The sequence below is a fragment of the Cytophagales bacterium genome, from assembly GCA_033344775.1.
In the GTDB taxonomy this organism is placed as follows: Bacteria; Bacteroidota; Bacteroidia; order Cytophagales; family Cyclobacteriaceae; genus JAWPMT01.
The window spans coordinates 188,796-211,042 of record JAWPMT010000004.1 but is presented as its reverse complement, the minus strand read 5'-3'; the positions used below and the strand labels follow the sequence as shown (position 1 = coordinate 211,042).

The following is a 22,247-nucleotide window of genomic DNA, read 5'->3' as shown; positions in this document are numbered from 1 at the left end:
TGACGTAACAAAAAGTGGCTCGGTCACGCCATTCAGAACCGTCATTTCGGTTATCATAGTAACTTGATGCTTTCTTAGTATGATTTAATTGATATACCGCCAGGCGGCCCTGCGGAATCTCAAAGTGTTTTAGTACTTCTCCTTTTGGTGAGATTCCGGCAGATCAACTTTGGAGGCAGAACTAATAGGAAGTAGTTCAATGATCGCCGGAATGACGGGTTTGTTAATTGTGATCTAATATATCGTCATACAAATTCCTCCAATCAGGATTGAAATCTCTGATGATGTTATCCTTGAACTCCCGCCTCCATTTCTTGAGTTGTTTTTCTCTTGCAATTGCAGATTCTATGTCTTCAAAAACTTCATAATAGACCAAGTCAGTACAATTGTATTGTTTGGTAAAAGCAGAACCGTGACCTGATTTGTGTTCATAAATTCTGGCTTGTAAATGGCTCGTTACTCCAATATAAAGTGTAGTTCTGTTCTTGTTTGTTACAATGTAGACATAGCCGCCTTTAGTCATAAGGGGTAATGTAGTAAAAATCTAGACCTTCCTTATCCATTACAAGAGTCACCCCTAGATGGTGGAGTGCCTAGAATCTCAAAATATGATAACAGCCATTCCTTTTGTTGAGATTCCGCAGGGCCGCCTGGCGGTATTCCTTGCTCCGCGCTGGAAACCGGAATGACGGAATAAAAAACAGAAATATCATTCAAAACCGTCATTCCGGTCGGAACATAGTGTAGTGCCGGAATCTCAATAATTTTTAGCAATTCTTTACTTAAATCCTTTGCCTCGCTTACAGCTTATCCAACTCCGCCAACATTTCATCTAACCGTGCTCTATCCATATAGTTTCCTTGCTTGATCACCGCATTGATTTGCCGGGTATGATCAATGTTCTCCAGAGGGTTGGCATCCAGTATCAGCAGATCTGCCCAATGGTTTTCCTTGATTGTTCCCAATTCATTCTCCATGTTGAAGTACCTGGCCGGGTTGTAAGTAGCTGTTTTTAGGGCGTCTAACGGAGAAAGTCCGGCATTCACCAGGACAACCAACTCCTGATGTAAGCTTCGTCCTGGAGTCAAAAAGAAAATAGGGCAATCCGTTCCCGCCATGATATCAATGCCCGCTACATGCACTTTACCTACCATGTTTCGAAACCATGTGGTGTATTCCAACTGAAATTCCGTGGGTTGTCGAGTATTCACAAAGTCTTCAATGTTCTGTTTCCATTGATTTTCAACATTTTCAGGTAAATACTTGAAGCTCTCCTGATACTGTACTTCGGCAAAAGGCCTTTCCGTGACATTCGTCGCTAAGGTCAGGGTAGGGATCTGCCAGGTTTCATTGGTGGCCAACACACCAAGCACTTCATTGGCACGACCCTCGTCGTAGTTTTCAATGGCAATGGGTCGCTGGGCCGCATGGATCCTCGAGCGAAGTATACCCCCTTTGTCGGTCCTTCCTGAAAACAACATGTCCCGGCGTTGTTGAAGCAAGGCTTCCCAGTTGGAGGCGCATGATATCTCCAGGTTACGCATATGCTCCATGCTGTTCAATCCGGCATTAGAGGCCGAGATCACATCCATACTCAGCGGTACATGACCGGTTACTTTGAGACCCTTTTCCCGAGCCATTTTTGTAACCGTTGCGAACTGTTCCGGGGTGAGCATCTCGTACGCTTTCAGCAAGTCTACATCCATGCTGTCCAATAGTTCAATTTGATCCTGTACGTCGGCCACGGTACCCAGTCCAACAGAAAGGGGAGGGTGCCCAGGATCGCTACCATCGTATACGTTAGGAAGGCCATCCAGCAGCGGACCTGCGATCATTACTCGCGGAGCACCGGTCGGATTGCTCAAGGCTTTTTGTTTCCATTGATTAACGAAGTTGATATCACCGCCAGTATCACGGACACTGGTGATGCCATAAGCAAGAAAAAGATCCAACATCCGAGGAGCCAATTCTTCCATGTATGAGAAATGCACGTGGGTATCCCAAAGTCCGGGAATCAGGTATTTTCCAGTGCCATCGATGATTGTGTTTTGGTCAGATAGCTTTAGTTCTGCTGAAGGAGCAACCCGATGGATCTTTCCATCCTTGATGACTAATGTCTGATTCTCTTTGAGCCCATCGATGGGATCGATGATGGTGATATTTTGGATACACAGGGCATTTTCGAATAATTCTCCGCCAGGTTGACAACTGAGGAGCGTTAGTAGCAACACGCTACCAATCAAGATGGGCTTATTCATTCAACTAGGTTAGGGTGGTCAATCAGACCTGAATTTAGTGATTATTGGAGTGAATTGTTCATTAAGAAACGTCATTCCGACGGCCGTCGCTCCGGTGGTCACTGTAATTCCTAGGTAAGAATAGAATCCTACACTTGACCTGACGGGCGCACGGCCAGTGAATCTCAATATGTTTTAGTAGTTATTCCTTTTGGTGAGATTCCGGATAATTCTTCCGATTCTTTCCAGAATTTCCGGAATGACGGAAAAAATATAGAAACGTCATCCCGGTTATCATCATAGTCCAATTGAATTTGGAGCACATGGATGAGCTAGAAATAGATAATTAATGTCAGTCTGACTATGCGCGGCCGGCAAGGCGCGGCCGGCAAGGCGTCCCCGAGCCCATCGAAGACGATTAGGCAGTGATCACCGTGATCACGATGTTATGAGCTCCCGAAACAGCCTTTTCATACACCGTATGAGTAAACTTCAAAGCGTCGCTTAAATACAGCATCAATAATCGTTCATGATCATTCAGGTCACTGAGGTCCTCTTTGTTTTTTAGCAACACCTCATCGTAATCATCAAACAGGTGTAAATCCTTCTGCAGGAGTTGTGCAATCAGGATGCCTACAGGACTATCTTCTTCCCAATAGGAATGGTACAGGTCCGGGTAGTTTTCCATGAATGCTTTCATATAAAGGAGCATCGTCCAATAGGCCCTGGCGCAGGACCTGGGCGGTACATCTGCCAGATGGTATTTACTATAAAGAAGCAATCCCTTCAATTCGTCCTCATCGAAATATTTATATGTGCCTTGATAAAGCTCGAGTATATCAAGGAAGGTATACTCCATGGCCTCCATTTGATGATCCTGGACACCATCGTCGGGGAATAGCTCTATTTCTTCATTATTTGAGTTAATTGTCCAACTTGCTGATATGTAGGTGTAGGAACTCACAGGATGCTTTTTACTTGACGTGTCAAGATCAAATTAACATCAAATTGGGCAATAGCTGCCATAATGAGTTTTCCACCGAGTTTGTGTCTCCACAAACTTCCATCCAGCCACTGAAGGTGTTATCACCGAAGTGAAACAAACGGATAAGGTCTTTCGAAGAGATGTTTAGTACACCTGATTGGTTTTGCTTACGTATCCGCGCACCTGATTCGGTAAAAAATCCAGTAAAGCTTGCCATTCAATGCATTTCTTGTCATTCGCTGCAAATACTCCGCTGTATCCATCTCCTAACCGTATCCAAATAAATCCCAATTAGAATCAAAAAACCATATGAAAACCTTAAAAATCATCCGATCATTGGCGTGGAAGATCTGCGCCTTCAGTTTATTCCTCATCTCTTCATGTTCATCCGAAGACGAGCCAGAAATTGTATTCAATCCCATCGAATTGAATTCCTTTTCTGCCATTGATATTGGCAACATCGAATCTTCAACAGACATCCAGGTCAAGTTCAATTTCAGTGAAGGAGTGGAGGCCATCAACTTGTTTATTGTGCCTGCTTCCACAGCGAATAACCTTACGACGGAGCAATTACAAGCCGTACCCGAAGGCTCCTTTCTTGCGGTGCAGGGTGTAACTGCTACCAAGAATGAATACGAATTCCAATTGCCTGATCTATTAGATATGAACAGCAACACCTTGCAGCATGATTTGGCCTATGTTGTGGTGTTAATGTTCAACATTGAAGGAAAAAGCTTCATCGCCGAGAGAAAAGCATCCATTACCTTAACCGATAAAAGCACCATTCTGGGCAGGTATGTCGGCACCTGGGATGATAACCTGTTTTCCAATGTGCCAGTTTCGTTTTGGCTCAGAGAGCAACAGGGATCTCGCGTGAGTGGCGATTTCTACATTTCTTCTACCTTCCAGCCGGCTTATGGTGGCGAGGACAATGATGGAACCATTACGGTACTACTGTCCGAAGACGGGACCAACACCTTTACTTTCCAATATAGGCAAGACTTGCCAGACTATATGGGAGGTTGCCCAGGCGCCTATACCGGGGAAGGCCAATTTGAAACATTGCGTGTTGCCATATCCTTTACAGGAGAAGATTGCGATGGCGTTCATGAGGATGGAAGCATTCAGGTGGAGCGGTCTTATTGATAGCTGCTAAAATATCGTCATTCCGGCGATCACATTGCGACCTTGCGTTTTTGCACCTATTCATTGATCTGCCGGAATCTCATAAATATTAGAAGTACCACTAAATAATGAGATTCCGCAGGGCCGTCTGGCGGTATTTCTTCGCTACATTACAAAAACCGGATCGCCGGCCGCCGGAATGACGGAACAAAATTGAGATATTTATCCAAAAAGCTGTCATTCCCAGCCTGCTTGGAGGACAGGCAGGGATCACTCCATAAGCATGAATGATACTGTTTTTATTAGTGATCGTACAATGCCTCGCGGCAGGCGGGCGGGAATCTCAATGAACTTTAGCAGACACTCCCTTCTATGAGATTCCAACTTCCACCAGAATTCATTGGTCTTTTCCAATACCTGGATTTTTTCGCCGCCTGCCACAGTTCATAAGATCTTCTTCTTGTTGCCAGGACCCTTGCGTAAGTTCACATCCGAATCGATCTCATAGACCCATATGGATGCAGCCAGGAATAGGCTAGAAAATGCAAGGACGAGTTTCATTAGGTGATGGTTTGACCTTGTGGGTGTGAAGATAGGATGTTGTTGTGATGCATTCATGCTTGTAGATGGGTATTAATGACTAATTTCACCCCGAAATAACTGTTAAAACAATGAATTTTAAAGGCTATCTACCCCTCACAGTATTACTGTTGGCTTCCTTGATCACTTACGCGCAAGTGCCGATTAACCTTGCTTCAAAAAGTCCTAAGCTCCAGAGCTACCCGTTTTACCGAATGGTAGAAACATTCGAGGATGCCATCTACGTGGGCGGCAACGTCGCATTTCATAATGGTCGTGCAGTCAGCCCGATCATCAAAATGTCGGCAACAGGCGAACTGGATGAGTCTTTTAATCCCAAGATTCCTTACACTAATGATTTTTTTAATGACCTGGCTGGCGGTCATGCTTTTTGGAACGATTCTATCTACTACCTGCAAAATGGAAATTTGCTCAAAGTATCGGGTGACAGTGGCATAGAAGGTGTTGAATTGACCAGTGATTTTGGTTATATACTGGATATTGCGGTTCATCAGGATTCACTTTTAGTGATTACCTCACCGGGCACACTCACCCTGGTAGGTCAGGATGGGGGCACGCGTGTAATTGAAGAAGAGCTTACCAGATCCTATGCCAGCGTCATTCCTATTGACGAAACTTCATTTATGATCCTTTGGGAGAATGATGAAGAATCCATTCATGAATTGATGCGCTATAAGAATGGCGAGCGGGATTTGCAATTTACAACGATCATGGTCGATGGTAACTTCCCGCCGCCCCATGTGGAAACTTTGGCCAGTGGAGAACTACTTATCGTTAGTGATAACATTCAGATTGAGGGCTTAACGACCAATGGTATTTTCATTTACGATGATTCCGGGTTTTTAACAGACAATTCCTTCCATGATGCGGACTTATCGTTCATGGAGCGCATTGATTTTGCCACACCCGATGGGGCGGGAGGTTATTTTCTACTTGGCCAAGATGGCAACTTCGAGAATGTACTCACCAAGGTGAATGCAGCAGGAGTTCGGGATGACCTTTTTGAATCGCGTAATTATGAAGATTATGGCTTTTTAGCCATCCGGCCCAGGCTGCTTAAGCTAAGTGCGAACAGATGGCTGCTGGTGGCTGAACACGCCGAATATGATGGAAACATAGCCAATGGTTTGACTGTGATTGATCGGGATGGAAATCAGGCGGAAGATTTCGCTATTCTCCATGGCTATGCAGCTCCCTCCAATTTTCAGCCACTGTCGGGAGGTCAATTCACCATCGAAGGGCGCAACATCCTCAACTCAGCCGCAGGAGCTTCAGGGTTTCTTACCTGGTCTTTGGAAGATGGGCCTCAGGCTCCCGAGTTTGGTTTCGAACTAACTCCCGAAAATGGCGTAGGCAGTAGCTTGCTGTTGTCCACCGGCGAATTCCTGATATCCTATGATGACACAGAAGATTTCAATCAGTTTGAAGTCTACACGGGCGGGGAGCGGTTGGATATTCCGCTTTTCCTCAGGTCCAATACGAGTAGCGGAGCCGGTGCGATTACCAATATGCACGAGACTTCCGACGGGGGCATTTTATTGACCGGTGATTTCTCTTATCAGGTGGATAACGCTTTCGTCCGAACCGGAGCCCTAAAATTGACGAGTGATTATGAGGTCGACGCATCCTTTTCTTTTCCGGATGTGAAAATTTATCAATCTACGCTTGTGGATCAAGATAGACTCATCGTAATGCAGCGGGAAGACGATAACACGGTGAAAATAACGCGTTTACTTTCGGATGGATCAGAAGATACTTCATTTGGGAGCATTACGTTAGATACCTCTTTTGGGATGAGCTCATATTTTTATGTCAATGAGTCCGTCCTGCTGGTGTGGGAGAGCGATTCCAACAATCCTCAAGATGTCCGGACTTATGACCAGGATGGAAATCTGCTCAATTCCGCTTTGTTTAGCATAAATGCTGACAAAGCCATTTTAGATGTCGAACAGATCAGTGATACCACGATACTCATCGCTGGAAATTTCGATCAGATCAACTCCATCGAAAGAAAGGCCTTGGCATTAGTCAATTTCGAAAGTGGACTAGTCTACGATGACCTGAACTTAAAGTTTGAAGGAGTGATCAACCAAATGGAGGTAGAAAATGATACCTTAATCCTGCTTGGGGCAGCTTCGATGGGCGGTGTGAATACTGGTGGATTCAATACCATTAAGATTTCAGGACCGGAGGCAGCAGCCATTACGACTATAACCAACGACGAGGCTGGTAACATCCACCTTGATTGGGAATCAGATTTGCAGGCCAGAAGCTTTCAGGTGATTCGATCTGATGCGGACGAAACCGTGACGCTCGCAACGCTGGATCGGGGTACTTCAACCTATGTCGATGAATCAGCGGCTCCCAATGTGCCCTACAGCTATACGGTTGTGTCTGCGAACGTCTTTGGAGAAAGAGCTTCAGCAGCGGTGGATTATCAGCTAATTGTTCCGGTAGCCCCTTCGGATTTAACTGCGGAGCGCACGGACACGGAAGAGACCGTCGCTTTGAGTTGGAGTGATAATTCTGACAATGAAGTAGGCTTTGAAATCTTCAGGTCACAGGATGCCGGTGAGGCATTGTCGCTTGCGGTGGTGGATGCTGATCAGACGACCTATACGGATAGCGATGTAGTGACCGCAAGCGCGTACGGCTATACGGTCAGAGCACTCAGTGAGAACTTCGTTTCCGAATCATCCAATGAAGCGGTGGTGGACATTATTTTGAACCTGGCCACATCAAGAGATATTTCTATATACCCAAATCCTACAGCAGGACAGCTCCACATTGTGATGGATGTACCCATCGAGGGCATTCAAGTCGTTGACTTCTCAGGGAAGGTCATGTTGGAGCGCATGGGCGACCAGAAGACGTTGGACCTGTCGGACTTAACTTCAGGACTTTATTTATTGCGTATCTCTCAACGCGATCAGGTTTCCACCTATCGGGTGCTGTTGGAAGATTAGGGGAGTGAGGACGTATCTACTGTCATAAAAAGACACCTCCGGCCAATGAGGAAGGAGGTGTTTTTTATTGATCGAAGCACCCAGAACGGGTTGAAGTGCTTGTCAATTAAGACACTGCAAATAGCACTTGGGGCAGAGCATCCAGGGATGTGCTGAGGCACCTACCATCTTTCGGATGGCGATTACAAATTGTCCGTTTAAGTGATCTTTCAAATCACGAAAAATAATTACTGTAAATCCGAAACTCTTGATTTGAAAATGGAGAATATTTGACGTAATTTGTTTTGTAATCCTAATATTCAAAACAATTTTAATCAAATGCACTTAAAAATATTTTCTCTTATGTTTAAGCGCATAAGTGTAATATTACTTTTTTCTTATTCCATTATTATCCCTGTATCAGAGGTCGTTGCTCAAGGTTCCTCTGAATCGCTTACCCCTACAATTATTAGTACTCGACCTAATGAGTTAACCTTTGTTTCACTCCAGGAAGATGGCTTCCATTTTAGTTTTGATGTGCCTGTAAGCTCCCTTTCCGGTGAGGCTCGACTAGTTAAAACTTCTACGGGTGAAATAGTCAGAACTTCAACGATAGGTGATAATTGGTTGGATGACAGCATAAGAAAGATCCGCCATTTGGATTTTGGTGCAGACCTTTTAGAAGCGAGTACTGTTTATCACATTGAGATTGATAGTAATGCTTATCAGGATGAAAGTGGCAACTTATTCGGTGGTTTATACAATAGCGTCACCTGGTCTTTTAAGACTGAGGATGCCAAAACGGATTCACCGAAAATTATAGCATTCTTTCCTCAAAACGGAGCATCAGGTATACAAATAACCAAACGAAACTTCGAATTTCACTTGAGCAGAGCGGTATCTGCAGTAGCAGGGCAAGCAAGGCTTGTCAAAACCGCTACGAATGAAGTGCTGATGACAACAGATCTTCTCTTCAATGGACGCTTATTTGGTCACGACCCTCGACAAGGCTTTAATTTCGATTCTGATGGTACGCTGGAATATTCCACTAAATATCATATTGAAATAGATAGTGCAAGTTACAGAGACATCTATGGAAATCTGGTCGAAGCAATTCTTGACAGCACCATTTGGTCATTCACTACAATATTAGAAGATACCATACCCCCTAAGTTCACAAGACTAATTCCACCGAATGCTTCGGAAAACATAGGCATAACTCAAAATAAGTTTCGAATGTTTTTCGATAAACCTGTCAGCATAATTGAAGGCGAAGCGAGTCTCATCAAAACGGCTACCAGCGAAGCAGTAGCAACTGTAGATGTGACTGATTTTAGTTTTCCGTCTAGCAGGATTTATCAGGATTTAGAATTTGGAGATGAAATAAAACTGGAAGCATTAACGGACTATCATATTGAAATTGATTCCGGAAGCTATCGGGACGTATTCGGGAATATTTTTGAAGGCGTCCATGACAGCCTGACCTGGACTTTCACAACGGAAAAAGCTGATAACGCCCCCCCGATCATCAAAAGTCAAACGCCAGGTAACGGAGAAGTAGGGGTAGATGTAAGCATCAATACTTTCGGATTAGTGTTCGATGAGGTAGTGGAAAGTCATTCCGGTGAAGCAAGAATGATCAAAACCTCCACGGGTGAAATCATTAAAACTACAACAGAGTTTTGGGACGCGAATGGCTATGATGGCCTATCTGTTGATAAATATTTCTTCTTCGACCAAGAATTTCTTGAACCGTCAACTAAATATCACATTGAAATAGATGAAAAAGTCTTCAGAAATTCCAGTGATATTTTCTTGGAAGGAATTTCAGATAGTACAATTTGGTCTTTCACTACGGCTCCACTAGATACCCTTCCTCCGGTTGCTACAAACTCATTCCCTATAAATGGAGCCACGGGCGTAAGCATTACTCAGACATTATTCAGTATTTACTTCGACGAACCGGTTATAGGGATTGGAGGTGAGGCCAGAATTATTAAAACAGCAACTGGTGAGGTTGTGAAAACAAAAGAATTGGACGTTTTTACCTCTCCTAAAACTAGCATAAACTTAAATTTCAATTCCGATCTTTTCGAACCTTCTACTGAATACTATTTGGAAATAGATGCGGGTAGCTACCAGGACAGCTCTGGAAATGAGTTCGAAGGTATTGCGGATAGTAATTTCTGGGCATTTACTACATCCCCGAAGAAAACAGAACACCCGCCAATAGTGGAAATGTCACCTTTATCGGGAGCATCAGATGTAAAGGTGGATTTAAGATCAGTCACTCTTAATTTTGAAGAACGTACAAATCCTGCATACGGAGAAGTTCGACTCATCAAAACGAAATCAAATAAGATTATCAAATTTTGGAATCCAATAACAAATAATGGACTTTCTTATTCGGTTCATCCCACAACATTAGAACCATCTACAACCTATCATATCGAAATTGATTCCGGATCATTCGTTGACTACTTTGGCAATGAATTTGAAGGAATCAACGATACAACCCTTTCATTTACAACAGAATCAGGTTCTTCGGACCTTCCTCGATATTATCAATTTCTTCCTGAATCCAGGAAAACGAATGTTTCAGTTGCTATGGATGAATTCCAGATAAGATTTGGCTCTCCTGTCAACTCTCTGGAAGGTGAAGTAATGCTGATTGAAAGTAGTACCGGAGAAGTTGTGAAAATTGCAAACATTAGGGACTTTCCTGAAAAGAATAGTCGATTTCACCGTGTTATTTTCCAGCCAGGATTTTTGAAACCTGAAACAAGGTACCACCTGGAAGTGGATGATGCGATCGTGGAAAGTATTTATGGTGTTCCGTCCAAAGGTTTCAAGTCCCCGATCTTGTGGAATTTTATAACACAAAGTGTCGATGAACAACCCCCGGTAGCGCGCAGATTTTCCCCCTGGAACCTGGCTGATGATGTGGGGGTAGGGACCACAGATTTTGTCATTTATTTCAATGAGAAGGTAATTGCCAGGGAAGGTTCGGCCTATCTCTTTAATGCTGATTCTGATGAATTAGTCGGAACTTTGAAAACCCAGGCATCGGAAAAAATTTCAGAAAGCCATACTTTACAATACGCAGGAGATTTGCTGCTTCCAGAACAGTCTTATTACATTCAGATTGACTCTAATGTCTTCTTTGATGGCTTTGAAAATACTTTTAGAGGTATATATAGTCCGGATAAATGGGTGTTTAAAACACAGGCGCCTGAAACGCAAATGCCGGAAATTACTGAGCTATCACCGGGGAACGGATCCATTAGGGTTGACTTGAGCACAAATTATTTTATGCTAGTGTTCGATGAACATGTCAAACCTGTTGACGGAACGGCCTCAATTGTAGAGACGGCCACTGGTCAGATCCATGAAACAATTCCCATCAATCAATCCGCTCATTCTAATACGCAAATCCTTCAATTTGAAGAAAGGTTATTGAAACCCAGAACTAAATACCGCATATTGATTGACCCAGGAGCATATGAGGATCTATTTGGAAACCCATTTGCCGGTTTTGAGGATGATGATTGGACTTTTGTCACCGGAGTGGATGAAACCGCACCATTTATCAGCTCAACTGTACCCTCAAACAGAGCGGAAGCATTACCCAATAATTTTGCCAATTTCTCAATAACTTTCAATGAAGAAGTGCAGGCAGTGAATGGGCTGATCCACTTGTTTGATGGCGATTCCGGCGATCCGGTTTCAAGTACTACGGTTGAAGGGACAGAAAAGACATTTTTCTTTAGTTTCGATACGACCTTCACTTATGATACCCCTTATTATATTGAAATAGACGAATATGCCTTTGAAAATGCTAACGGAATCCGAAGTGAGCCTTATCTAGGGTCCGAGTTTTGGTCTTTTACGATTGGAAGCGAAAAAGTATTAGGCTTCGCCAATGAACCCTCAGTTCAACTATTCCCGAACCCGGCTCAGAACTTTGTGAATTTGTCCGTTAAACAACAGGACGTTTCGGTGGCCATATTCACATTAGTTGGTACGAAAGTTATCGAATTGAATGTAACCAACCGCCGAGAACAAATTGATGTTTCCGCTTTGAGGAATGGTGTTTACACCATACAAATCAGAGATCACGGAAAATTAATTTATGAATCTCGCATGCTAAAGAAAAACTAAAAAGTAGCTACAGTCCTAATTACTGGGCCAGATTTCAAATCCTGCCGGGCACTGATATGTGCGAGGCACTCGAAGAAGATAGCTCATTTTATGCTTTTGGGTATCAACTATAAAGCCCCCAGGAGCCTTGCATTATAAGACTTTAGATGTCATTATACTCAATTGCCATTGCATTGCGATTGAATTTTCATCGACATTTAAAATGCCCAAAACATCTGTCAGAATTGCAAATGTTGTAGAACTGGGTGCTGTTACCGTCCTCATCGTCACTGCGAGTTCCGATTGCTATCGGAACGCGGCAGTCTTTATACGATGAGGTGAAGTGAAGCATTCGCTTTACACCCTGCACTTTTTTTAAGACCGTCATTCCGGTTTCCTATGCGAACCTAGGAATACCGCCAGGTGGCCCTCGGCCCTGCGGAAACTCAAAGTTTGATAGCTGTTACTCCTTGCTGTGAAATTCCAACGCAACCTGCCGTTACGGGCCGGACCGCTGCCGCCGAATATATTCCCGATGGATTAAACCTATAAGGTCTTTTGCAATGCTCTATTGATGGACTTATTGGTTTTATTTCTCATTCCGTTTGACCTGAAACCTTGAGTCGGAACATGACTGCTAGATACCAAAAATTAGGTATTGCGTCGGTTTTAAATTTTTCAGACCTTGTAGTTCATAAGCACAACCTCAATGAAAAAGAAGAAAATATATATTGCTGGTTCAGGTTCAGGGGAGTCATATGGGGAAATCGCGAAATTGATTGCTCTGGCCTTATCTGAAGGAAATTACGAACTTATCATAACCACTACGCTACAGGAACAATGGACTTTTGAAGAATATGTTCTCGCAGAAATCAATACCTTATTGAAGAATAATGGAACTTCTGCAGCCGGTGATGACACAAATGGAGCTCAGACAATCAATCAAAGTACGAGCAGCTATCAGGTGATCCATTACGAGAGCGAATCTGATGCTACTTTTCGAAAACGATATGACCATATCAAATTCATAAAGAAAAGGGTCAAAGGGAATCGGCAGTCTGTAATTATTGAAGCGATAAATGCTTCAGATTGTATTTTGCTGCTTGGGGGTAAAAGAACAGTTGAGTTAATAGGTCAACTTTCTATCATCATGGGAAAATCAATGATTCCAATACCCTGGCTACGGCTCGCTGAATTTGAAGATACTAATAACTCTGAAAGCTCATCAGATCGGCTTTGGAAGGAATACGGGGATCGATTTGATCAAGTTTCCACCGGCATCATTGATAACATGGTCATATCGGGAAAAGTGGTACCTTCCAATCCTTTAGTCGGTGAATTTGTGTCGTTAATCAATAGTGTGATCAAGAACAAACCATTTGAACAAAAACGGAAGAAAGGAGTGTCCTCTGCGGTCGCTCTTTTAACGACTGTAGTGTTGAGTTTGGGAGGGTGGTATTTACTGTACATTTCCGGCTCGAATTTGGCTGTTAACTCAATCAATATTGACGTAAGTAAGATTGACGGAATGGGTAAATTCTGTGTTACACTTTATTCCTTTCTATGCATACCTATCAGTGTATTTCTGGGTACGGTGCTAAGAGTCGGGTCATTCATAGATGTGAGGGTAGTACTCATTGAAATTTCAAAGTCTTTAATCGTTTCTTTCGGCCTTGTACTCATCTACATGTACGCCGGTTTCCTGGCATCAGGAAACGTACCTACTCCATATGCTGGTCATTTTGAGCGGGTGACGATCAATCTGAGTATTCTGGGCTTATTATCGGGCATGTTATTACAACAAGCTGAAACGGTACTTAAAGACCGATTGACTTCTTTTCTGGATAAAGAAACAGAATTCAAGTCGTAGCCTTTGGTGATTACGCATTTGGAAAACATTAACCGAAGGACATCAAGAAAGCAATTGGGCTACCAGTAGTGGAGAATAGGAAACTTTAGGTAAACCTATAAGGTCTTTTGGAAAAGCCGTAGAGTAGACCCTAATGGTTTTAAAAATTTGATGTATTGTAGAGGTGCTTTACATTCGTTGTAAATCATTTTACCTTGAAGCCTCTAGTCTTTGTCCAAAATCAATTGACCGAAAAACCTTTCCAGTGGCTAATATCCATAGGTGTGGTCGGTTTGGTTGCTGGCGCAATGTTATTTGTTCTTCAGCCGTTGACTTTTGAATTGAAAAGGCAGGAGCCTGTTTCCAGGTACAAGACCGTTCGCTACTGCGATTTAAATTTTGATGGGGCTTATGAAAGGATTTGCATGTCCATCAATGAACCAGTGGATCATTTAAATATCATTCATGATGATCGCGTAAATGGTCAGGCCAATGTGAAAGGCAAATGGTTCAGGTTTAGTAGGCCTTATTTTGGAGATTACAATAATAACGGACGAAAAGAGGTTTATGGGGCTTCCATCAAAGAAGATTCCATATATGTTACTGCCTTCGAATACGATAATTATCAGGCGCCTCTTTTTGAAAAGTTTGTTATTAACACAGAAACAACCTGGGATGACCTGTACTTCGATGAGAACACTGTCTGGCTGCACGACATCAATGGTGATGAGTACAAAGAGTTGATCTTTTTCCTGGGGGCCGGGCATGGAATCGACCCCAGGATTGTAGGGATATATGATATTCATCGTGATTCCTTGTGGCATAGCCCCACCGATTGGGGTGCCTGGTTCAAACCCTGGTATGTCGGTGATATTAATGCAGATGGCGAGACGGAATTGATCCTTGGTAGTTACGCCCCGGGAAACATTAAGACCAATGATTATCGTTTTGGTGACCAGGATGCCACACTATTAATTACTGATCCTTATTTTAATCTGTTAACGGATCCACTAACAGCGGCGGGTGAATCGAGTGGAGCCTTTGCTTTTACTATGAACGATGAGATCATTGGTGTGCTACAAAGTGGAATAGATCCTGTTCGGATTTACCATTTTGAAGGGGCTCAATGGCGGGAAGTAAATCTACCTTCAGATTATGAACAGGCGACCAGGATTCTCGCACAAGAAGCCATCAAATGGAGGGACAAGACCATAGTGGGTTTGTCTGATATCGATCAAAAAGTCCAATATAGTTTCCTGAATGAAAACCTAAAAAAAGAGCCGCTACCGGTGATTTTAAAGTCCCCACCGAAAGTTTTTGATATAGATCAGGATGGTCAAGAGGATATTATTGTGCTTCAAGATCAGGAGATTGCCATCTATACGGGCGATAATTGGTGGAAGTCGGCCGTTCCCGAACCTATGGTAGGGTGGCTTGATTTTGGGGTGAGATTCGGGCAAACAGAATTACTTTTCGAAAGCCATGACCTTCATAAGTATTATGACCTTCGTAAGAATCCCTGGTTTCGATGGATATGGCCCATATCGATCACCGCGGGTATCCTGACATTTATTATCTTCGGATTTGTCTCGAATTATCGAAAATATCGCCAGGAAGCGTTTAATCAACGTTTCTATTCGCTGCAATTGAAGGCCCTGAAAAATCATGTGGATCCTCACTTCACTTTTAATATTCTCAATTCAATCCGGATGCTGATCATCAAGCAAGACAGTCTAAATGCAGAGAAGTACTTTGATGAGTTCATCAAACTTATGCGTCATAATCTGGTGAATGCTGATACTTTGAAAAGTACGATAGCCGAAGAGTTCGGTCTGGCAAAGAGCTACCTGTCTTTGGAATCCTATCGATTGAAGTCGAAGTTTTTATTCGAGGTGACTTTTGAAGAAGGATTGGGAGAAGAAAGCATTCCGAAAATGTTGGTCCAGACGCACCTGGAAAATGCGGTCAAACATGGTGTTTTTCATTTGCAGGATCGTAAAGGACAGATCATTGTACATGCCAAAAGAAAGGCCGGCGAGATCATCATAGTCATCAGTGATAATGGCATAGGTCGAGAAAAGGCACGTGAGATTGGTTCAGAAAGTACCGGAAAAGGGATAGGGATCACTGAAGAGATCATCAAGATTTATAACGCTCTTGAAAGAGCCAACATTCACCAACAAATATTGGATTTAGATCAGGGAACGTCGGTTGAGATTTCCATGTAATAAGGTTAAATTGAACATTGTCTGCAAAATGAGGAAATGATTAAAGCTGTGATCATTGATGACGATCAGGATTCTATTGATTACCTGAAATATCTGGCAAGCCACCGGAATGACCTGTTAATTGCCGGTGAGGCGATCAATGCTACCATGGGAATTAGCGAAGTGAGAAGACACAATCCTGAAGTGTTGTTTCTTGATATAGACATGCCACTAAGAAATGGGTTGGATTTATTAGATGAATTGGATCGAGAAGCATTCAGTTTCAGCACCATCTTCACAACAGGGTATAGGCAGTTCGCCATAGACGCCATAAAGAAAGGTGCCTATGATTACCTGCTTAAACCCATTGATAAAGAGGAGTTTAACCAAACCATTGATCGCTTGATCGGGCAGCAATACCTGTTATTGAAAAATGGGAAACGGATCAGAATGGAAGACATTATTTTTATCCAGTCGGAAGGGAATGATCTGATTTTTAATATGAATTCAGAGGAGGATGCTCCACGAATTCGACAGACTTTCAAAGAATTACTCCCACAACTTTCAGATGCTTTTGTTCACTTGCATCGTTCTTATGTAGTTAATCGGAATCACATCAATGTGATCAACAACCATTCCGTAATGATGAGCAATAGTAAACTCATTAATGTCTCTCCAAAACTGAGCCATAATTTGTTTCATCACGGAATTTGAGGTTTTCGTAACAAAAGTACGAACCTACAAATTGGCCTTATTCTTCTTCTATTTGTGTATGCACCCAGATTAAACTAAAACAGCTAAAATCAATTAAAAATGGCCCTAAAGGGGCTTTTTGGTTAAAAATTTTGGATCACGATTGGTTCAGTCCTCGTCGCTAAAAGTTCGGTTTCAAATGTCAGACAAGGTTATTGCATGTTTTGGTGGGTCGTATATTGAACACCACGGTAGCAATATCATATTACATTCATTTAAACCTTAACCACTTAATACAAAGACATGGAAACAATTATTGAATTTATAGTAGAAAACTGGGGCGCGCTTTTCTTCATAATTGGGATTGCCATACTGGCTGTAATGAGCACTATCATCGCTAAATCATCGACAAAGTCAAAAACTGTATCGATTTCACTTGTTATCATTCAGGCACTTTTTGCCTGGTATTTGACTGCAGAACTCGATGACGACATTAAGTACTACAAAGCTCAGAATGAGCGGCTACAGAAGCGTGTGGTGGTCGAATTGAAAAAGCTAGGAGCCACTTCTGCCCAAATTGATAAAGTCACTAAAGATATCAATACAAAAGCGGATTCGATCAATATTAACATCGACAGGAGTTTTAAAGAACTCACCAGTAGGCTAGATGATTTAGGAGATAAACTGAACAAAGTTTACAATATGTCAGAAGACCATGAATGGGGTGAAGTGTTGGAAGCATTGATTGCCAATGTGGAGGCCCGATCACAAATTCATCGGGAAATCATCAACCTCTATTCCAACTACAAGGTGGCGGAGGATAGTGAAATTCAGGCCAAGCTGATTGATTTGATTATTTGGACTAATGTTTATAGATATAATAATAACAACGGTATGGTTGAGGGCATTATTACTACGGAGATCGAAAATACCAGAAGACTTATCCACAGGAAAGTTTCAAAAAGGAAAGAAAGAAATTCTTCTCTCCAATATTTGGATGAGTTGTCGACGGTATTGATTTGATTAGGTAATACAATCCTGGAAGCCGTTTATGGTGTTATTAGCGAAGTGAAATGTAGGTAATTCAAAAAACATGCAGGTGAAAACACCAGAAAGCGCCGGGAGGCGGTGGCATTGGGAACTGATAAAAAAACACCCCAAACCGGGGTGCCTTTTCCAAAATGACTAGAATGAAATCTTTTAATACCCACTCTGTTAACGGTTGAGAACCCTAACAGCGTTGGTTGCTCCCTTAAGATGCTGCTAATACCGTTTCTTCAGGTGTATTCGTAGAAGAGAACTCTTCGCTACTTTCCGTGTTTCGAGTTCTCCGGGCCCTTGCTGTCGACATGATGCTATTGGTAATCACATTCATTTTATCGATTACAGCCGTATAGTTTTCAGTCTCCGTTTCTCCCAGAATATCGACGGCTTCCAGCAGGCCATTCAAGTGCTTCACCATTTGTGCTTTCGCATCTCTTAGCGTCGGATATTGTTTGGTAAGATCCTCGGCAAGTCGTTGATCGTGGATGGTGATGAAGTCTGATTGCGCTTGCTTCAATTCAGCGTAGATTGTAGTCGCATTGAGGGTGGTCATAGCTGTTTGGTAGTCAGCCTGGTCCAGTTTCTCAAATAATGCTTCCAATCTACCCGATTGTGCTGCATACCCCAAGGTGTATAGACGAGTTCCTGCACTTTTGATTACTGGCCATACCAATTGCCAGGACTCTTGTATCTCTGTCTGTTGCCGTCGCTTACTGGCATCCACCAGGTCTCTGAATCCAATGAACAAGTCGTCTCTGATCGCATCGGCTTTAGCTAGTTCTGTGACCAATTGGTTCTGTCTCACGGCAGTGAGTACGGTTGACATTTGTGTCAGGTCTTCATCCAGTAAGGTGAATATTCGTTCAATAAAGGGTTCTATGGTTGCGGGAGGTTCAGTCTCGCCAGGTAGGATGCCCTGATCGATGAGTGTTTGTTTGTATCTGGTTGTTGTGTCTGCTAGCTCCGCAGGTAAAAGCAGACTGGTCCTCAGTTTTTCTAACATGAATGGTAAAAATTTAAAGTTGTTAAAGAATAATTGTTTTGGACTAGTAGTCTCGTGCGGCACTATTGCGCCACATACCATAATGTACGAGGACTTACGGGAAGGGTTACAGCATTACGATAACTTTCTATTAAACACCCGATATGTCCTTGCCTGCAGGACTACAGTTGTTTGGATAGGAGCTCACATCTTCATAAGGAGAACTACAATCGAATTAAAGCTCGTCATGTACTGAATTAAGTGACTAATTCTGTTTTGAAGCGCAATGCATTCTTGCAGGAAACACTACAATCGTTTTGAAAGGCGATATGTTCTAGCCAGGGCCTCTACGGATGTTTTTAAGCACGACATGTTCTGAATTCGGTCTTCTACGAGTATTTTGAAGGATGACAAGATATTGCACTGAGGTTTACAGTTGTTTTGAAATGAAACATGATCTGGTTTGGAGTAATACTGCGGTTTTGAACGTCGACACGTCTTTGCTTCGGGGTTCTACGATTGTTTTGAGAAGAGATATGTTCTAGCCTGGGCTTCTACAGATGTTTTAGAGCTCGACACCATCTTACAAGCATCATCACATTCATTTTGGAACAAGACAAGTTCCTGCACGGAGTACTCCGAGTGTTTTGGTCGGTGACATGTTCTGGTTTGGAGTACTACAGCGGTTTTGAAGATCGACATAATAATAAGACGTCATTCCGGCCGAAGTTTACGAAGTGCCGGAATCTCAAGGTTTGATAGCAGGTCTTTCTTTCCGTGAGATTCCGCAGGGCCGCCTGGCGGTACTCCACTTCGTTCCAACCGGAATGACGTATAAAAGCATATTTTCACCCCCATGACCATCCAACTTCCCTAAGGCTCCACAGACCACATCCAACACCCTGCCCAGCTGGTAGATATCATGCAGCGGGTGCTTCCACCCTTCTTATCGATGCTAGCGAGGCAAGTTCACTTATAAAAGATCGCATTTTTACGTTTGATCGCAATTGTAGCAGTACCTGGATTTAAGCCATTTTTTGCTTTGAAATTGTTTTCCGTACTAGTTATTCTATTTTTGGAGGAACTAATGAATAAAACAACGGTATTCAAACAACAGATAGTAGGAGGCGGAATCAAATATTTCAATGGTTTCATTTTGTGCATTTCTTTAATTCTTCTCTTTGATTCATGTAATCAGGACGAACCTTTACCCATGGTTGTTTGGGGTTTTGAACAAGATTCGCTGCGCATGAATTATGGTGATTCCATCCTGATAACTGGGGAGTTTGCTCCTGGGGATCAAGGATTGACAACCATAGAACTTTTCGCTAACGATGATTTATTGGCGTCGGATACTGGAAATACTTTTCTTCATTATGTCAAGACCCTGGGGCCCGGAGATTATAATTTAAGACTTTTAGCAAATACAAACGGACAAGAACAAGGGAGATCCAGCATTAAAGTGCTAACTGTGGACCCTACCGAATTTAGGTTCAGTATTCAAAGGATATTTCCTGGTGGTTTCTCGCGTCCGACGATCATTGGAGATACCGTTAAACTGGGCTTAAGAACTTTTGGCTCCATGGCTTCTTTTGATCTAGAAAGTGTTACCTACTATAGAGATGATGAAGTCTTGGCCACATTTGATGACCCGGATCAAGAAGCAATTTGGGTGGCTTCGGATGCTGGAGAATTTTCATTTCGTGCTACACTTAATGATATAAATGATGTGCCCTTTAATTCTATAGATGAGGTGGAAGTTGTTGTTCAGCAAAATACACCGCCGGTAATTGATGTGATTCGGTTAAAAAATGAGAACGATCAACTTTATGACCCTACGGATTTGGCGTATGTTCCAGGAGAGGCATTGCAGATCATGGTGGATTTTTCGGATGAAGACGGAAATGAAACCCTCGATCGAATGGAGTTAAGACTTGGGGAGGCGCTTTTGGATGTATCAGAGGAAGGAAGGTTTCAATATGACCTTATCTGGGAAGAAGCTGTAAGTGGAGATCATGATTTGGAAGTTTGGATATTTGATGTTCATGGAGGATCAGATTCCGCCCGAGTTCCTGTACACATTCCTGCTGGAATATTTGCACAAGGTTCTATTACTGATATTACCTCTACCGATGATCGGTTTTATGCATTGGACAATGGAGCAAATGCCATGTTGGTGATCGATGCAACCACAAAAAGCGTCATTCGGAGTGTACCTCTGGGAATACAAAATCCAGTCGGTATTGAAGTGGTGAGTTCACTCAACCGAGCATATATCACCGGTGAGTTTTCAGGGTCATTACTTGTGGTGGACTTGTCAGATTATTCTATTCGGTCCATTGAGTTCGATCCAAACGCTGGTGGTGGACCTTTGGTGTATAGTAGTCCTGCTAACCGTTTATTCGTAGCGACAAGAGCAATTGGTCGAGAGCGAGCACTTTATTCACTGAATTTAGAAACAGAACAATTTTCATTTTTAATTAATAGTAGGGAATTGGATTTTCTGGCGACTAGTCCGACTGATAAATGGTTATTTACAACTTCAAAGGGCATTAGTCCGGCAACCCTCCATCGCTATGAAATAGCGCAGGATACCATTTTGTTGTCGGAGACTGATCGTCCCGAAATTGGCACCTCTTCCGTTTTGAGCATAGGCTATGACGGGGAAAAATTGTTACGACCTTTTCGCGGATTTGCGATTGACCCCTTAAACTTCTTGAATATTCTAGGAGAGTGGATAATTGATGACCGGGAAAGGATAAGTGAGCTTTTGCCCGATCACGGTACTGGATTTGTCTATGCGATCAACGGAAATTTTATTGAAAAGGGATTTTTATATCAACTTGATTATCATTCTTTTTCATTGACGGGGAAGATACCATGTCAATTTGCTGATTCTAATTACCGTGATCGAATCATGTCTATCAGCAAAAATGATCAAGTAATAGCTATTTGTGGGACTAATGCTTTCAATAGGTCGAATCATGATGTGATTCTATTACATGATGTTAGTGATTTTGAAACACCTTAAGCAAGTACATGATCCTACCATACACGGTTAGAAAATGATGGTATGTTAAGGTATTCGGCTATTACCATGTAGCAATCACTCGGCCTTAAAGAGCGTGGATAAAACTTAATCCGATAGGGTCTGAGGGAAAGCTGAAGGGTAGGACTCAATGGGAATATCTTCGTCACTCCAATCTATACATACCTATAAGGTCTTTTAAGAAGTTGTAAACCACCCCAACCCCTACCTTCCTCATCGTCACTGCCCGCTTCGCAGCGAAGCAAGCGAGGTTATTTCATTGTTTAACATTTTTAATCCAATTTCATTAACCGCGGTAGCCTCTATACGATGAGGTGAAGCGATACATTCGCTTTACCGGAACGCCGGCCGCCGGAACGCCGGCCGCCGGAATGCCGGATCACCCAACCCT

At 42.7% G+C, this 22,247-nt stretch carries 12 protein-coding genes; 8 read left to right on the top strand and 4 right to left on the bottom strand.

The genetic code is table 11. From position 1 onward, the window contains the following. Positions 1 to 223: 223 nt before the first annotated feature. The 3 genes from R8G66_09870 to R8G66_09860 all read right to left on the bottom strand — a co-directional run bounded on the left by R8G66_09870 (position 224) and on the right by R8G66_09860 (position 3,201). The gene (locus R8G66_09870) at positions 224 to 523 is read right to left on the bottom strand and encodes a GIY-YIG nuclease family protein (GenBank protein ID MDW3192665.1); all 300 of its coding nucleotides are present in this window, start codon (positions 521 to 523) and stop codon (positions 224 to 226) included. A 277-nt stretch (positions 524 to 800) separates the two neighbouring features. Then, on the bottom strand, positions 801 to 2,258 hold the full coding sequence (locus tag R8G66_09865) for an amidohydrolase family protein (GenBank protein MDW3192664.1): 1,458 nt from the start codon (positions 2,256 to 2,258) through the stop codon (positions 801 to 803). A 397-nt stretch (positions 2,259 to 2,655) separates the two neighbouring features. Further along, on the bottom strand, positions 2,656 to 3,201 hold the full coding sequence (locus R8G66_09860) for a hypothetical protein (GenBank protein ID MDW3192663.1): 546 nt from the start codon (positions 3,199 to 3,201) through the stop codon (positions 2,656 to 2,658). A gap of 330 nt (positions 3,202 to 3,531) precedes the next feature. Between R8G66_09860 and R8G66_09855 the strand changes: the two genes are divergently transcribed. The 7 genes from R8G66_09855 (at position 3,532) to R8G66_09825 (ending at position 17,804) form a co-directional block, all read left to right on the top strand. Then, positions 3,532 to 4,368 (top strand): hypothetical protein, encoded by an 837-nt coding sequence (locus R8G66_09855; protein ID MDW3192662.1) that lies wholly within the window; start codon positions 3,532 to 3,534, stop codon positions 4,366 to 4,368. Positions 4,369 to 5,018: 650 nt separating this feature from the next. Beyond that, complete coding sequence (locus R8G66_09850) at positions 5,019 to 7,913, top strand: T9SS type A sorting domain-containing protein (GenBank protein ID MDW3192661.1); 2,895 nt, start codon at positions 5,019 to 5,021, stop codon at positions 7,911 to 7,913. 342 nt (positions 7,914 to 8,255) lie between these two features. Next, positions 8,256 to 12,053, top strand: coding sequence for an Ig-like domain-containing protein (locus R8G66_09845; GenBank protein MDW3192660.1), 3,798 nt, complete (start codon positions 8,256 to 8,258; stop codon positions 12,051 to 12,053). A gap of 688 nt (positions 12,054 to 12,741) precedes the next feature. Continuing rightward, positions 12,742 to 13,902, top strand: coding sequence for a hypothetical protein (locus R8G66_09840; GenBank protein MDW3192659.1), 1,161 nt, complete (start codon positions 12,742 to 12,744; stop codon positions 13,900 to 13,902). A gap of 194 nt (positions 13,903 to 14,096) precedes the next feature. After that, on the top strand, positions 14,097 to 16,109 hold the full coding sequence (locus R8G66_09835) for a histidine kinase (protein MDW3192658.1): 2,013 nt from the start codon (positions 14,097 to 14,099) through the stop codon (positions 16,107 to 16,109). Between the two features lie 36 nt (positions 16,110 to 16,145). Further along, on the top strand, positions 16,146 to 16,802 hold the full coding sequence (locus tag R8G66_09830) for a response regulator transcription factor (protein MDW3192657.1): 657 nt from the start codon (positions 16,146 to 16,148) through the stop codon (positions 16,800 to 16,802). Positions 16,803 to 17,084: 282 nt separating this feature from the next. Next, the gene (locus R8G66_09825; protein ID MDW3192656.1) at positions 17,085 to 17,804 is read left to right on the top strand and encodes a hypothetical protein; all 720 of its coding nucleotides are present in this window, start codon (positions 17,085 to 17,087) and stop codon (positions 17,802 to 17,804) included. A gap of 229 nt (positions 17,805 to 18,033) precedes the next feature. Here the strand turns inward: R8G66_09825 and R8G66_09820 are convergent, their stop codons facing one another. Beyond that, entirely contained in the window at positions 18,034 to 18,828 is a 795-nt protein-coding gene (locus R8G66_09820; protein MDW3192655.1) for a DUF6261 family protein, read from the bottom strand. Between the two features lie 1,066 nt (positions 18,829 to 19,894). Between R8G66_09820 and R8G66_09815 the strand changes: the two genes are divergently transcribed. Beyond that, positions 19,895 to 21,838, top strand: coding sequence for a hypothetical protein (locus R8G66_09815; protein MDW3192654.1), 1,944 nt, complete (start codon positions 19,895 to 19,897; stop codon positions 21,836 to 21,838). The last annotated feature ends 409 nt before the right edge of the window (positions 21,839 to 22,247 follow it).

What these genes read in the sequence shown, in the direction of transcription:
- R8G66_09870 (MDW3192665.1), bottom strand. Translation starts at nt 523, where the DNA reads ATGACTAAAGGCGGCTATGTCTACATTGTAACAAACAAGAACAGAACT.
- R8G66_09865 (MDW3192664.1), bottom strand. Translation starts at nt 2,258, where the DNA reads ATGAATAAGCCCATCTTGATTGGTAGCGTGTTGCTACTAACGCTCCTC.
- R8G66_09855 (MDW3192662.1), top strand. Translation starts at nt 3,532, where the DNA reads ATGAAAACCTTAAAAATCATCCGATCATTGGCGTGGAAGATCTGCGCC.
- R8G66_09850 (MDW3192661.1), top strand. Translation starts at nt 5,019, where the DNA reads ATGAATTTTAAAGGCTATCTACCCCTCACAGTATTACTGTTGGCTTCC.
- R8G66_09845 (MDW3192660.1), top strand. Translation starts at nt 8,256, where the DNA reads ATGTTTAAGCGCATAAGTGTAATATTACTTTTTTCTTATTCCATTATT.
- R8G66_09840 (MDW3192659.1), top strand. Translation starts at nt 12,742, where the DNA reads ATGAAAAAGAAGAAAATATATATTGCTGGTTCAGGTTCAGGGGAGTCA.
- R8G66_09830 (MDW3192657.1), top strand. Translation starts at nt 16,146, where the DNA reads ATGATTAAAGCTGTGATCATTGATGACGATCAGGATTCTATTGATTAC.
- R8G66_09825 (MDW3192656.1), top strand. Translation starts at nt 17,085, where the DNA reads ATGGAAACAATTATTGAATTTATAGTAGAAAACTGGGGCGCGCTTTTC.
- R8G66_09820 (MDW3192655.1), bottom strand. Translation starts at nt 18,828, where the DNA reads ATGTTAGAAAAACTGAGGACCAGTCTGCTTTTACCTGCGGAGCTAGCA.
- R8G66_09815 (MDW3192654.1), top strand. Translation starts at nt 19,895, where the DNA reads ATGAATAAAACAACGGTATTCAAACAACAGATAGTAGGAGGCGGAATC.